Consider the following 13,856-nt stretch of genomic DNA (forward strand, 5'->3'; position numbering starts at 1 on the left):
CTGTTCGGGTTGTGCGAACTTCGAGCAGACTTCTGTCTGGGAAGGCAGCCTGAGTTACACGCTATGATAAAGGATATCGTCCTGGTTTGGGGCATTTTCAACCGGGCCATCCGGTGCCCGGGCCTTTTCCGGGCTTCCAGACTCTCCGTTTGGTTCGCGGAGTACGGAATCGTCACTGTCACCGCTGGCGGCTGCGGACGCAGGCGCCGGCGCCGAGTCCCCGGCCGCTTTCGGCTCACCATCGGACACCATGATCTCACGCTGCTCACACCACAAGGCATCACTGCCATTGGTGCAGAGATTGGCCAGTGAAAACGCCGTGTACTGGATGCCAATCCAGGCGACCACTACCGGCAACACAAGCCGCATCACCCAGAACCAGATGCCCGCGAACAGGCGAGGAGCCGACCCCAGCATGGTGGCCGACAGATGCCGTGTGAGACACCAGCCGGTAAACAGAGCGAGCAGGATGGCCACCAGCGGAATCAGCACACCGCCGGTCACCAGCTCCAGCCACCGGAACATGGTGGCACCACCGAACCGGTACTCTGACCAGAGGTTGAACGACAGCAGGGACGCAAGTCCGGCCAGCCAGACCGCCAGCCCCACAAGGATCACCGACAGTGCCCTGGGCGCGCCTGTCCACTCGCGGAACCAGCCCACCACCGGTTCCAGCAGATTCAGGGACGTTGTCCAGACAATCAGTACCACCATCAAGAACACCGAGGCAATCACGAACTGGCTGGCTGGCAGCTCCGCCAGGGTGACGGGCATGGAAACGAACAGCAGGCTGAACCCCCGCTCGCCGTCGAAACTGTTGCCGTCGGTGGCCATGGCAAAAATCATCAGCCCGGCCATGATCGCCACCAGAGTGTCCATCAACACCACCGCCAGAATGGAGCGCTTCAGCCGGGTATGGGGCGTGGTATAGGCACCGAGAATGGCCCACACCCCCATGCCCAGGCCGAGGGTAAAAAAGGCGTGGAACAGCGCCGCCCGAAGACTTTCCCAGCTCAGATCCTCCGGGTGCATGGCCAGGATATGGTCAGCCGCGCCTTCGATGCGACCATGCAGCACCGACAGGCTGAACAACGCCACCATCAGCAACAGGGTACCGGGAACCACCACCCGCAACGCCCGCTCCAGCCCCCGCACCACCCCTTGGGCGGACACCCAGACCACCAGCACCAGAAAGAAGGCATGCCAGGCCATGAACATCCGGTACTGCCCGGGATCCGACACCAGGCCCGCAAGTACGGCGGTGGCCTCGGCCTGCCCTGCCCCGGAGAAACGGCCCAGGGCGCCGAAGAACACATACGCCAGCGCGATGGCACCGAACACCGCAGTAAAAGACAGCACCAGGAACGCGGCCAACACACTCAGACGCCCAACCGCCATCCAGGCGCGTGAACACCGGGCACTGCGAATCAGGCCATCGATGGCCAGCACCAGGCCATGGCGGGCGTACCGCCCCACCACCGCTTCGGTTACCATCAAAGGCAGGGTCACCAGCAGCAGGCAGGCAAGATACAGCAGGATAAACAGCCCGCCACCGTGAAGGCTGGCCAGGTAGGGAAACTGCCACAGATTGGCCAGGCCCACCGTGGCACCCACGGCAGCCCAGAAGAAGGTTGATTTACGGGTAAATGACCCGATGTGTGTCTGATACGGCGTAGGCATTCGCGCCCCTGAACATGTATGACCGCTTATTGTAGCCGAAGGATCTGGCCTCGCACGAACCGGCACGCGCCTCAGCGCCCGTTTCGTGACCAGTCCGGCACTGTTGGGCTACAATGCGCGCTTTTCCGGCCCAAAAGCGGCCGGCCCGTTGACACGTCCGACCCCGGATTCACTGATTCATGAGCAAGAAAAAACCCGGAACGCCCAGCAATACCATCGCCCTGAACAAAAAGGCGAAGCACGAGTATCACATCGAGGAACGCTTCGAGGCGGGCCTGGCGCTGCTCGGCTGGGAAGTGAAGTCCCTGCGCGCGGGCAAGGCCCAGTTGGTGGACGCCTATGTACTGCTCAAGGACGGCGAGGCCTGGCTGCTCGGCTCCCACATCACCCCCCTGAGCACCGCTTCCACCCACGTGATAGCCGACCCGACCCGCACCCGCAAGCTGCTGCTGCACGCCAAGGAGATTGCCAAGATCGTGGGCAAGGTGAACCAGGCCGGTTACACCTGCATTCCACTCGCCCTGTACTGGAAGAAGAACAAGGTGAAGTGCGAAATCGCTCTGGTGAAGGGCAAGAAACTGTTCGACAAACGGGCTACCGAAAAAGAACGCGACTGGAACCGCCAGAAGCAGCGCATACTGCGCGAAGCCAACGCCTGACCCGGGCTTACCAACTCTGTTATCAACCCCTGAAAGAACTGACGCCGGTCAGGGTCTGGCCGGCAAATATGTCGCATACTCACTCTCTTTGTTGATCCAGGCAACCGGCCTATACTCGGGAGTTCCGGTGCATGGCAAAGGGAGCGCTTATGTCACCCAAACAGACCCCCATGTCTTCCGTGGATCGCGCCTGGCTGCGCATGGATACCCCGGAAAACCCCATGATGATCTGCGGCGTGCTGGCCCTCGAACGGCCGGTTTCAATACAGCGCCTCAAACGCACGCTCGAAGAACGGTTTCTTCGCTTCCAGCGCTTCCGCCAACGGGTTGTGGACCACGGCGACCGGGCCTACTGGCAAGAGGATCCGCTGTTTCATATCGACAACCACCTGCACCGGATTGCGCTGCCCGGCAAGGCCGACAAAGCCGAACTGCAGAAACTGGTGAGCGACCTGAACAGCAGCTCCCTGGATTTCCGCCGCCCACTCTGGCAGATGCACTACATCGACAATTATGAAGGTGGCGCCGCCCTGCTGGTGCGTATTCACCACTGCATTGCAGACGGCATTTCCCTGGTACGGGTGATGCTCTCACTTACCGACAAGACCCCCGAGCCCACACTCAAACGGGTGGCCGGCAAGCCTGAAACCCGTGCAGGCAATGCTTCCCGGGGAAGAAGCACACTGCACCGGCTGGTGGACAGTGCCCAGGTGGCCGCCCAACAGGCTCGCCTGTTCATTGACTCGGTGCGCCAGGAACCCAACTACCCTTTGAAGCTCGCCACCACCGCCAGCGGTGTTGCCATGGACCTGCTGAAGCTCGGCCTGGCGCCCTTCGAGCCCAGAACAGGCCTCAAGAGCCCCTTGTGCGGGCGCAAACAGGTGGCCTGGGCCGAGCCCCTGGACTTTGCCGAGGTCAAAGCCTGTGCGCGGGCCCTTGGCGGCACCGTCAATGACGTGCTGATGTGCGCCACAACCGGCGCCCTGCAGCGTCACTTTGCCGCCAACCGGGAGCCTGTTCCCGAGTGCGGCATCCGGGTAGCGGTGCCGTTCAACCTGCGTCCGCTTAACCAACCCATCGACACCCTCGGCAACGAATTCGGGCTGGTACTGGTGAACCTGCCGGTTGAGGTTAAGGACCCGATCATGTGTTTTCGGCAGGTTCAGGAGAACATGAACCGGCTCAAGCGCTCTTACCAGGCCCAGGTGACCTACAGCCTGCTGGATCTGTTCGGCCGCGGCCCCGACAGCCTGGAGAGGAGGGCCCTGGATCTGCTCAGCAACAAGGCCTCGGCGGTGCTCACCAACGTGCCCGGCCCCAGGGACGCCCTGTACCTTGCTGGCAGCAAAGTCACCCAGCCCATGTTCTGGGTGCCGCAAAGCGGCAGCATCGGCATTGGCCTGAGCATTTTCAGCTACGCGGGCACGGTCCAGTTCGGCATTACCGTCGACCGGGCCATCCACGCCTATCCCAACGCCGTGATGGACTATTTCCACGACAGCTTCGCCGCTCTCAGCCATGCGGCGCTGGCGGGGCGCCCGGGGGCGGTAAAGCAGCTCGCCGGCTAGGCGAGTAGGTACATCTACCAAACACCGCGCACCAAACAACCGCAAAGAAACCTTGAAGTTCGGCAAACCGGACACATATACTCACCTGTAAGGGGACGACATGGCTTCGACGCCGGTGGCGAACCCTTGGGTGCATGTCGAGATGGCAGCGAATCTCGTAAATCCAAAGCTGCTTTAAAATAGTCGCAAACGACGAAAACTACGCACTGGCGGCGTAAGCCGTTCCAGTCGTCCTGGCTGAGGCGCCTATAACTCAGTAGCAACATCCCAGGACGTCATCGCTTATAGGCTGCTCCGTGTGTCAGAGCTCACTAACACATGGCTAAGATTCAAAGAGCTCGGTTCTTGCACCCTGACTCTCGGGTCGCTTGAACTTAAAACAATAGAGAGACACTAAGCATGTAGACCTCAAGGCTGAGTACTGGCGGACGCGGGTTCAATTCCCGCCGTCTCCACCAAACTCCCAGAGAAAGCCCCGGATTTCCGGGGCTTTTTTCGTTCTGCACCACAGCTAACCCCCTCGTCATCCTTTGTTCATGCAGACTACGCCCTGATTGTGTAAGGTTTTGCCACGCCCTCACTCAAACCCAGAACTTTGTGCGATGAACCAACCAGACGATCCGAACAGTCTGAAGGAGTTACTGGACCGGCTTCGCGACGGCACCGACGGCCAGCGCCGGGTGTCGGTGGGCGATATCCTGGCGGTGGTGGGTGAGCGCTCATTCGGTCCACTGGCACTGGTGGCGGGGCTGGTTACTCTGGCGCCGCTGATTGGCGACATTCCGGGCGTTCCAACTCTGCTCGCCCTGATGGTCCTGCTGACCGTCGGCCAGCTGCTGTTCCAGCGGGAGACGATCTGGATTCCGGCCCGGCTCGCCAACCGCTCCATGGAGCAGGAGAAGCTGGACAAGGGCCTGGACTGGCTGGAGAAGCCTGCCCGGTTCCTGGACCGCTGGACCAGGCCGCGCCTGGTGTTCCTGGTGCGGGGGCCGGGGCAGTACGTCATGGCGGTACTGTGCCTGCTGGTGGCTGCGGCCATGCCACTGATGGAGATCATTCCCTTCAGTGCCAACGGCGGCGGGCTTGCGCTGGTGGCCTTCGGCCTGGCCATCATCGCCCGGGACGGTCTACTGGCCCTGTTTGCAGCCCTGACGACCGGCGGTACCGCCTGGTTCGTACTCACCAACCTGCCCGGCTGACACCGATTTCATCCAATCACCAATTGATACAAATGATTTACCGCTCCTGCCGGTTTCTTGCTGCTATCATGATTCACTATCTATTGATTTTCTGATCGGTGTTTTTGGAAGGATCTGTCCATGTCCAGCAAAGCGAAGCAGTCCCAGAAGCTTCTTCTTTTCCGTCTCTCCGGGGAGCGCCTCTTCGGCATCGGTACCCTGAAGATTCGGGAGATCCTGCCATTCATGAAGCTCACCAAGCTGCCCCACAGTCACCACGCGGTGATCGGCACGGCCACCTTCCGCGGTTCTGCGGTCCCGGTCATCGATATGGCCGCCGCGGTGGGCTATCCGGCGCTGACCCGGGAAGAGCGGGAAAAAGCATCGATTATCATCACCGACATCCAGCGTCAGGAAATCGGCTTTCTGGTGCGGGGTGTACAGCAGATCATCGAAACCAACTGGAAGTCGGTCATGCCGCCGCCCAAGGCGTTGGGCAACCGGGCATTCATTACCGGCCTGCTCGATGTGGACGGCGACATTATTCAGCTGCTGGATGTGGAACTGCTGCTGGCGAAGGTTTACCCGGAATCCCTGGAGACCGGCGAGGTCACACTCACCGATGTGCAGAGCGAAACCCTGAAATCACTGAACATTCTGCTGGTGGACGATTCCCAGGTGGCCCGCAAGCAGCTCTCCGATGTCCTGGACAGCAAGGACATCTCCTATCACGTTACCTCGAATGGCGACGATGCCCTGCAGATTCTGCTACGAGATCATGAGCTGGGCCGGCCCACGGATATCCTGGTCAGTGACATCGAGATGCCAGGGCTGGACGGCTACGAGCTCACCTTCAATGTGCGGGACAACACCGCGCTCAAGCAGCCGTACATCATTCTGCATACCTCCCTGAACAGCGAGATGAGCCTGAGCTATGCCAATCAGGTGGGTGCCGATGAGGCCCTCACCAAATTTGATGCCGAGGAGCTGCTTCAGGCCATGCTGCGTGGCGCCGAGCAGGCCCGTTAAGGCCTGAGCTGCGCCATAAAAGACTCTGCCTCGTTACGCATCTCGGCGATGTCGCGCTGCCACTGCTCGCGGTAACGATTCAGGGTGTCTTCACTGAGGCGGCCAAACCGTTCTCCGGTTTCGGCCACCGTGCGACTGGCATTGGCCAGAGATTCCATGGTCGGGTCGTTGAGGTCATCGGCGCCTCGGTCCAGATCACGCGCTGCCTGCTCCAGGATGACACGATCCTGCTCAGGGGTTTGCCGGTCATCTTCAAGGGCTTCCTCCAGCGACCGCTCAAGATCCCGCATGGCCTCCTGGAGCTGTTCACTGAACTCGGCCATGGCCTCTCCCGCTTGCTGAGACATCTCCCTCGAATAGATCTGCAGGTCCCGGGCGAGCTGCTCCATATCCCGTTCAAACTGGCCAGAGGATGACGAGAAGCTGGCACTGAGCTTTTCACCGATCCGGTTGAGTTCCCCCAGAATGCCGCTGAATGGAGAGGGGTTCACAATGGCGTCGCCGGTGCGCCCATAATCCACCAGCCATTGGCCATCAACGCGAACCAGATAGGTGGCGATCTCAAGTTGCTCACCCGCAGCGCCGGATTCGGCGGGTACCCGGGTGACAATGGAGGCTTCGTCGTCGTCAATAACCACGCGGCCATAGGAAGGAACGGCGTCAGTCCAGCTGCGCTGGTATCCGTCGAATGCCGAGGCGTCTGCCAGAGTGGAGTATTCCACCACATCGCCCGCATCATTCTCGGCCATGGCCTGCCAGAAAGCAGCCGTCACCTCCTGGGGTGTCTCCGGGTTGCTGCAACCTGCGAACAGGGCCAGGGAAAACGCAACAGCCAGAACTCTGGCAAACAAACGACTCATGGTAATGACATCTCCGGTTTTCGTCCGGTGGACATCATACACGGCTTACAATCGACAGGTCAGCTCCGCCAGCTCCTCGTGAAATACCCGCCGGTTCTCGCTGTAATCCACCGGCACGTCCACCAGGTGCACTCCGCCAGCGGCCAGGGCCTGCTCCAGAGTGGGCCGCAAGTCTTCGGTGCGGGTAATACGGTGGCCGGTGGCGCCGTAGGATTGGGCGTAGGTGACAAAATCCGGGTTGCGGTAGTCCAGGCCAAAGTCCGCGTAGCCCTCCTGTCCCTGCTTCCACTTGATCATGCCGTAGGCGCTGTCGTTGATGATCAGCACCACCAGGTTAAGCCCGAGGCGCACCGCGGTTTCCAGCTCCTGGCTGTTCATCATGAAGCCGCCGTCGCCGCACACGGCCATGACCTTCAGATCGGGGTACAGCATGGAAGCCATCATGCCACTGGGTAAGCCGGCGCCCATGGAGGCCAGGGCATTGTCCAGCAGCACAGTGTTGTTGTCGTAGGCCGGATAGTTGCGGGCAAACCACAACTTGTACATGCCGTTGTCGAGGGTAATGATGCCGTCATCCGGCATGACCTGCCGCACATCGGCCACGATGCGCTGGGGAATCACCGGGAAGCGGCCATCGCCAGCCATGGAGGTCAGGTGGGCGTCCACGGCCTGCTTCACTTCCATGAGCTGGCTGAAGTCATGGTTGGCGCACTGGCCACAGTTCTCGGCCATGTACTCCACGCTGTTGGCAATGTCACCCACCACCTCGTGCTGAGGAAAATACACGGGGTCTACGTCAGCAGCGCTGAAGTTTACGTGGATCACCTTCTTGCCGCCCGGGGTCATGAAAAATGGCGGCTTTTCCACCACGTCGTGGCCCACGTTGATCACCAGATCGGCGCGATCAATGGCGCAGTGGACGAAGTCGCCCGCCGACAGGGCGGCATTACCCAGATAGCGCGGATGGCGCTCGTCCACAACGCCCTTGCCCATCTGGGTGGTGAAGAACGGAATACCGGTGACGTTCACCAGGTGAATCAGGGCCTGAGACACCCGCTTCCGGTTGGCGCCGGCGCCGATCATGATCAGCGGGTGCCGTGCCTCGCGAAGCATGTCGCACGCCATCTCCAGGCTCTTCTGACTGGCCGTGGGCCGACGGGCATCGCTGGGTTTGAAGATGTGGGTATCCGGTTCCGGCGCTTCGTCTGCGATGTCTTCGGGCAGCTCCAGATGCACCGCGCCCGGGCGTTCTTCGGACGCCAGCCGGAACGCTTCACGCACTTTCGCCGGTATGGTGTTGGCGTTGGTGATCTGGCGGGTGTACTTGGTGAGCGGACGCATCAGGTCCACCACGTCCAGGATCTGGAACAGGCCCTGCTTGGAGGATTTGATCGGCTTCTGGCCGGAGATCATCATCATGGGCATGGCGCCCAGCTGAGCATAGGCCGCGGCGGTTACCAGGTTGGTGGCGCCAGGCCCCAGGGTCGACAGGCAGACGCCAACTTTACCGGTGAGACGCCCGTAGGTCGCCGCCATGAAGCCTGCAGCCTGCTCGTGGCGGTTCAGTACCAGTTCGATACTGGACTCCCGCAGAGCCTCCAGGAATGCCAGGTTCTCCTCACCGGGCACCGCAAACACGTATTGAACACCTTCGTTTTCCAGCGCGCGCACAAACAGCTCGGCGCCGTTACGGGCCGGACGGTTCTCGTTGGCCATGACCTTCCTCTCGCTCGGTGAATGAGTGGGCTCAGTGAATGGGTCGGGCAAATCGGCGACGGGCCTAGTCAGTCCGCGGCGGCTCCGCCTGGAGCGCATCGGCGGGCACCCGGCCCTTGCCCCAGCTCCGGTACACTCCTTCTGTTACGCGCTGCAGCTCGTCATCGTTCACTTCCGCAAGCTCGCCGCGCTCCAGAGGATCGTAGTGGAAAATGTACAGACGCGAGGTGAATTGCTCAAAGGGCAACGAGGATTCGCCAAACCGCTCACCGTAGCCGGAGGTGCTCACTTCCACGCCATCGCCCCAGTTCTGGCCACTGTCGTTGTTCGGGTTGAAGAAGTACACCCGCATCTCGCCCTCGGGGTCGAGCCCTGCCCGGAGGATGGTAATGGCATGCCAGCCAATGAATCGGGCCGCGCTGTCGGTGACCGCAATCCCCGCCGGTTGTGGATGGATCAGCGGCTGGTTGCCGTTATAGTAGGGATGGTAGCTGGCATAGAAATGCCGGATGAACTCCTCGAGGCCGGTGAGATTGCCGGTCGCCACGTCCACATTGATGGCGAAGCCCCGTCCCGCGGACCAGCCGTGGAATTCCGGGTTCACCCACTTGTGGGGATCGCCCTCACGCTCGGCACACAGTCGACCCATCTCCGCATAGATGCGATCAAGATGCGGCACCACGACCAGTGATACCGGATCCAGGTCGAGCGTCACCTCCGAGGCAACGCCAGCGGCACTTCGGGCCGATGAGACCGGCTGCCCTTCGAAGTGCATGACAATCTCGTTGTCCCGAGCTGCCCAGGCCACCATCTGCAGCAGGTAATCGGGATCGTTGTAGGCCCACATGGACAGCGCCCGCGCCGATTGGCAGGTGGGATTGTTACCCTGCCCGACGCCAAGAGGCTGGCCCAGCATGTTGAGAACGCCCTGCATCAGCCAGGCCGAGGGCTGCGGCTCATAGCCATAGGCGATCTGGAGCCTCTCCCGGGCGGCGGGGCACAGGCTCAGGCGAATCTGGCGCCAGAGCGAAGGCGCCACCGGTGGCTGGTAGAGAATGCCCCGTTCAAGCAACAGTGCCAGCCCGTACAAGCCCTGGGCGGTCTCCGGGAACACCGAGGCTTCAATCAGCGTATACACCAGCTCGCGGTAGCACAGCAGGCAGTCACGGCCGGTACTGGACAAACCCAGGGAGCTGCTGAGCAGATTGTCCTGGGTCTCCAGGATGTAACGCACAAAGCACGCGTGGTAAGGGGATACCAGACCGGTATCGTGCATGGAGCGGGCGAACCCGGTGGCCTCGTTCTGCAGCGCCACGGAATCCATGGATTCCAGCCGCTGCTGGTAAACCGGAATGCCCGGGTCCTCGCTGCACGCCCGGGTCGGCCCGTAGAGGGCGGAGATCAGGCGGTCGGCACCACGCCCTGCGCTGCCCAGGTCAGCCTCCGGATCGGCCCGGCAGATGGCAATCTGGGTAATCATCCGCCCCACATCAGAAACGCGAATTGGTCGCTGCTCCAGGATGCGCCAGATCTCTTCTATCAGACTGTCGATGATGTGTTCGTAGCCAATGTGGTCCGCCACGTACTGCAACAGGCTTTGGCTGATCTGCGCGAGCCTGCCCTGTTCACGTTCGGCCTCGCCGCCCATGCCGAACAGCAGACCGAGATTGATCGCCAGGACCTGCGTCAGGTAGTGGTGCGCCTGCTCTGCCGACACGCTCGGATGCAGGTAATGCTCCTGCACCACCGACAGGAGCCGGAGCTGGCTGAGCGCCTCAATCACCACCGTGTCGGCGTCTTTGCTTTGCAAAGAGTGGGGGGTCAGGGAGGGCAGCAGAATGGATGGATCAGCCCAGTCGGTACCCTGGAACACGCCCGCCTCCTCAAGGCGGCGGGCGCGCGCCTCAACGGCCTCGCAGCCGCCCGGCTGCATCAGCACGCGCCGGGCGATATCGAACAGCTTGGGGAGCTTGCCGGCCTTGGCGAACGACCGGCTCTCCTCCAGAGCCGCGATGGCTTCATCCAGTTTGTGCACCAGCTTGTCGAGGTTGACTGCCGGTGCCTGGCTGGCCGATTGGTATTCGCTCAAACGAGGTTCCTCAGGGCCTGCACCAAACCCTTTTTGTTAATCAGTGCCCAGATTATACATAGAAATCGAGCTCTTCCTGATGTTTGAGCAGATCCCGCATCACGTAGGGGTCCTCACCAAAGAAATACACCAGCCCCCAATGGGTGCCGAAGGCGGTGCGTTTGGTCACCGTTTCCTCCATGGGCGGTGTCAGCTCGTGGGACTCGAAATACTCGTGGTTTTCGGTCTCCTCAGGCATTTCCAGACGGCTGACCACCCGACGGCGGGGATACACCCCGAAGCAACCGGCATAGCCCTTGGCATCCTCGACCTCTTTCGGGAAGAAGGCGTTGATCTCCTCCTCTGTGGTTTTCGGGTCGAAGGCCAGGATCATGCCCTGGTAGGCGTTGAAGCCATAGGCCCGCTCCAGAAGCTCGAACACCTTGAAGCCCGGCGGCCGGTAGGCCACCTCGCCGAAGTACATGGTGCCGTCGCTGGTGACGAAGTACTCCGGGTGGATCAGACCGAATTCGATGTCGAAGGTCTTGATCAGCTTTTCGATCTCCGCGGTAATCTGCGGGCGGTATTTTTCGAGGTCCGGCGTCGCCGGCACGAACACCGAATAGCCCAGGGTGACATACTCTGAGATGTTCAGGAACTTGATCTTGCCTTTATGAATCCAGGCCTCGACGGCAAACTCCCAGCCGTCCAGGTGGGATTCCATGAGCACCGGGAATTCCTCGTCGGGTATGGTATCCACTTCGTCCGGCGTGCGAATCACCCGGTGGCCAAGGCAGCCGGCCTTATCGAAGGCTTTCAGGTGGATCGGATCGTTCGGGTCGCCATCCAGCTTCAGCAGGGTCTGGTTCACGCGCTTGAGAAAGCGGATGACATCATCCCGGTCGTGGGCCTCCTCGAAAATACCCACCCGTATACCGCCCAGCTGAGCACGGCGCTTCATGAGCGCTTTATCCCGCAGCAGCATGGACTGGCCAAACAGCTTTGGCTGGTCCAGCAATACCGAGTTGATGGCGCCGGCCCACTCCACGGTTTCCTCAAACAGGGGAATGGCCACGTTCACGCCCATGTCCTTGAGGGTCTGGGCGATCTCGAACGAGCGGTCGTTCAGGCGCTCAAAGTTCCAGGGCACGTAGGGTATATCGTGCTCCTTGCAGTAGGCCTCCGCCCAGTCCGGGGCCACCACCACGTAGCGGCGATCAAACTTGTCGGCCGCTTCAACCGCGTTCAGGCTCCAGCCCAGCAGTGCCACATACCCCTTTTCAGGATCGTATTTTTGCTCAGTCACAGGCTCTCTCCTTTCCTAGGGTTACCTTATAACCCTAAGTAGCCCTCGTGAAATCGCAAATTCCAGGCGCCCCATAAAACGACAAAAGCACTGCGATTGCAGGGACTGAGCCCAGCAATCACAGTGCTTTAGCGTGCGTTAGATCGATTCGGAATATCAGCCCAACTGAAGGGTCGACAGGGTCCGTTCCCGCACTTTGGTCAGCAGAGCCTCGTCATCCACCAGGGACTGACCATAAGACGGAACCAGTTCCTTCATGCGCGCCTGCCACTCCGGTGTCCTGATTTTCTCCGGGAAGCAGCGCTCGATCACGTTGATCATGGCGTTGGCGGCGGTAGAGGCTCCGGGCGACGCGCCCAGCAGGGCGGCGAGGGTGCCGTCACTGGCGGCCACAATCTCGGTACCGAATTCAAGCTTACCGCCACCGCCGGGCACCTGCTTGATGATCTGCACCCGCTGGCCGGCCATCCGCAGCTGCCAGTCTTCCTCCCGGGCATCCGGGAAGAAGTTGCGGAGGGCGGCTACCCGGTCGCTGTGGGACTGGAACACCTCGCCGATCAGATAGCGGGTCAGGTCCATGTTGCTCTTGCTCACCGACAGCATGGGCTTGAGGTTGTTGGACTTTACCGAACCGAACAGATCAAAGATGGAGCCCTGCTTGAGGAAGCGGGTGGTAAAGCCGGCAAACGGTCCGAACAGAAGCGCCGGCTCGCCGTTGATGATCCGGGTGTCCAGGTGCGGCACCGACATGGGCGGCGCCCCGATGGGCGCCTTGCCGTAGACCTTGGAGTTGTGCTGCTCAACGATGTCGGGCTTGCCGCACACCAGCCACTGGCCACTGACCGGGAAACCGCCATAGCCGCGGGCTTCTGCAATACCGGACTTCTGCAGCAGCGGCAACGCGCCACCACCGGCGCCCAGGAACACAAACCCGGCCTCCAGCTTGGTCAGTTCGCCGGTTTTCTGGTTTCGTACACGCACCTTCCAGCGGCCATTGTCACGCTGGTCAATGTAGTGCACGGGAGAGCTCAGCATGAGTTCGAAGTTGGGCTGGGTTTCCAGCCAGTTGACCATGCTGCGGGTCAGGGAGCCGAAATCCACATCCGAGCCGTGCTTGATCCGGGTGGCCGCTACCGGTTGCATGGGATCCCGGTTATTGACGACCAGCGGCATCCACTCTTCCAGATCGGTCGGCGACTCGGTGTACTCCATATCCCGGAACAGGTGATGGGCGCTGAGCCGCTCGTGGCGACGCTTCAGGAATGCCACATCCTTTTCACCCCAGACAAAGCTCTGGTGCGGGGTGCGGTTGATAAACGCGGAAGGCTCCGGAAGAATGCCCTGCTCCACAAGGTACGACCAGAGCTGTAGCGATACCTCGAACTGGGCGTTGATCTGCAGGGCCCGCTCGATGGTCACATCGCCATCGTCGGTTTCGGGGGTGTAGTTGAGTTCACAGTAGCCGGCGTGGCCGGTACCTGCGTTGTTCCATCCGTCGGTGCTCTCATGGGCCACGTGGTCGAGACGCTCCACCATGACGATGTCCAGGGACGGGTCCAGTTGCCTGAGCATCATGCCGAGAGTGGCGCTCATGACGCCACCGCCGACCAGCACTACATCTGCCTGTCTAACGGCCATTGCTTTTCACCCTAGCTAGTGTTGAAGCTTTTTATCCCCCCACGATCAGCAAGGAGACCTGTCGGAAGCCGGTCGGGCGCGAGGTAAACGACGCCGCCGTCTGCTTCCGGTCTGAATGTGGGCGCAATTATCCCGATTTTTGCGGGGATAATAA

10 protein-coding genes and 1 other RNA gene are annotated in these 13,856 nt (G+C 61.1%); 5 read left to right on the forward strand and 6 right to left on the reverse strand.

The window, feature by feature from the left end; translation table 11 throughout:
* Positions 1–54 precede the first annotated feature (54 nt).
* A complete protein-coding gene (locus ACFC20_RS08710; RefSeq protein ID WP_375192659.1) occupies positions 55–1,680 on the reverse strand; it encodes a sodium-dependent transporter in 1,626 nt (541 codons plus the stop codon).
* Between the two features lie 179 nt (positions 1,681–1,859).
* Between ACFC20_RS08710 and smpB the strand changes: the two genes are divergently transcribed.
* The 5 genes from smpB to ACFC20_RS08735 all read left to right on the forward strand — a co-directional run bounded on the left by smpB (position 1,860) and on the right by ACFC20_RS08735 (position 6,114).
* The gene (smpB, locus tag ACFC20_RS08715) at positions 1,860–2,339 is read left to right on the forward strand and encodes an SsrA-binding protein SmpB (RefSeq protein WP_091987935.1); all 480 of its coding nucleotides are present in this window, start codon (positions 1,860–1,862) and stop codon (positions 2,337–2,339) included.
* Between the two features lie 149 nt (positions 2,340–2,488).
* On the forward strand, positions 2,489–3,907 hold the full coding sequence (locus tag ACFC20_RS08720) for a wax ester/triacylglycerol synthase family O-acyltransferase (RefSeq protein WP_375192660.1): 1,419 nt from the start codon (positions 2,489–2,491) through the stop codon (positions 3,905–3,907).
* Between the two features lie 91 nt (positions 3,908–3,998).
* Positions 3,999–4,365: a transfer-messenger RNA gene (ssrA, locus tag ACFC20_RS08725) on the forward strand.
* A gap of 144 nt (positions 4,366–4,509) precedes the next feature.
* Positions 4,510–5,106, forward strand: coding sequence for an exopolysaccharide biosynthesis protein (locus ACFC20_RS08730; protein ID WP_375192661.1), 597 nt, complete (start codon positions 4,510–4,512; stop codon positions 5,104–5,106).
* Between the two features lie 120 nt (positions 5,107–5,226).
* Positions 5,227–6,114, forward strand: a complete 888-nt coding sequence (locus ACFC20_RS08735; RefSeq protein ID WP_091987943.1) for a chemotaxis protein — start codon at positions 5,227–5,229, stop codon at positions 6,112–6,114.
* On the opposite strand, the gene ACFC20_RS08740 is transcribed toward ACFC20_RS08735, so the two are convergent.
* The 5 genes from ACFC20_RS08740 to mqo form a co-directional block, all read right to left on the reverse strand.
* Complete coding sequence (locus tag ACFC20_RS08740; protein ID WP_375192662.1) at positions 6,111–6,974, reverse strand: hypothetical protein; 864 nt, start codon at positions 6,972–6,974, stop codon at positions 6,111–6,113. The two genes, ACFC20_RS08735 and ACFC20_RS08740, sit on opposite strands and share 4 nt — an antisense overlap.
* A gap of 45 nt (positions 6,975–7,019) precedes the next feature.
* Positions 7,020–8,690 (reverse strand): acetolactate synthase large subunit, encoded by a 1,671-nt coding sequence (locus ACFC20_RS08745; RefSeq protein WP_375192663.1) that lies wholly within the window; start codon positions 8,688–8,690, stop codon positions 7,020–7,022.
* A 64-nt stretch (positions 8,691–8,754) separates the two neighbouring features.
* The gene (locus ACFC20_RS08750; RefSeq protein ID WP_375183475.1) at positions 8,755–10,779 is read right to left on the reverse strand and encodes a hypothetical protein; all 2,025 of its coding nucleotides are present in this window, start codon (positions 10,777–10,779) and stop codon (positions 8,755–8,757) included.
* Positions 10,780–10,831: 52 nt separating this feature from the next.
* The gene (locus ACFC20_RS08755) at positions 10,832–12,064 is read right to left on the reverse strand and encodes an acetyl-CoA carboxylase biotin carboxylase subunit family protein (RefSeq protein WP_375192664.1); all 1,233 of its coding nucleotides are present in this window, start codon (positions 12,062–12,064) and stop codon (positions 10,832–10,834) included.
* Between the two features lie 156 nt (positions 12,065–12,220).
* Positions 12,221–13,702 (reverse strand): malate dehydrogenase (quinone), encoded by a 1,482-nt coding sequence (gene mqo / locus ACFC20_RS08760; RefSeq protein WP_375192665.1) that lies wholly within the window; start codon positions 13,700–13,702, stop codon positions 12,221–12,223.
* Positions 13,703–13,856 lie beyond the last annotated feature (154 nt).

Source organism: Marinobacter sp., from assembly GCF_041984545.1.
Classification (GTDB): domain Bacteria; phylum Pseudomonadota; class Gammaproteobacteria; order Pseudomonadales; family Oleiphilaceae; genus Marinobacter.

Bases quoted from the DNA above. Each gene is read 5' to 3' on its own strand.
- ACFC20_RS08710 (WP_375192659.1), bottom strand. From the start codon at position 1,680: ATGCCTACGCCGTATCAGACACACATCGGGTCATTTACCCGTAAATCA.
- smpB (WP_091987935.1), top strand. From the start codon at position 1,860: ATGAGCAAGAAAAAACCCGGAACGCCCAGCAATACCATCGCCCTGAAC.
- ACFC20_RS08720 (WP_375192660.1), top strand. From the start codon at position 2,489: ATGTCACCCAAACAGACCCCCATGTCTTCCGTGGATCGCGCCTGGCTG.
- ACFC20_RS08730 (WP_375192661.1), top strand. From the start codon at position 4,510: ATGAACCAACCAGACGATCCGAACAGTCTGAAGGAGTTACTGGACCGG.
- ACFC20_RS08735 (WP_091987943.1), top strand. From the start codon at position 5,227: ATGTCCAGCAAAGCGAAGCAGTCCCAGAAGCTTCTTCTTTTCCGTCTC.
- ACFC20_RS08740 (WP_375192662.1), bottom strand. From the start codon at position 6,974: ATGAGTCGTTTGTTTGCCAGAGTTCTGGCTGTTGCGTTTTCCCTGGCC.
- ACFC20_RS08745 (WP_375192663.1), bottom strand. From the start codon at position 8,690: ATGGCCAACGAGAACCGTCCGGCCCGTAACGGCGCCGAGCTGTTTGTG.
- mqo (WP_375192665.1), bottom strand. From the start codon at position 13,702: ATGGCCGTTAGACAGGCAGATGTAGTGCTGGTCGGCGGTGGCGTCATG.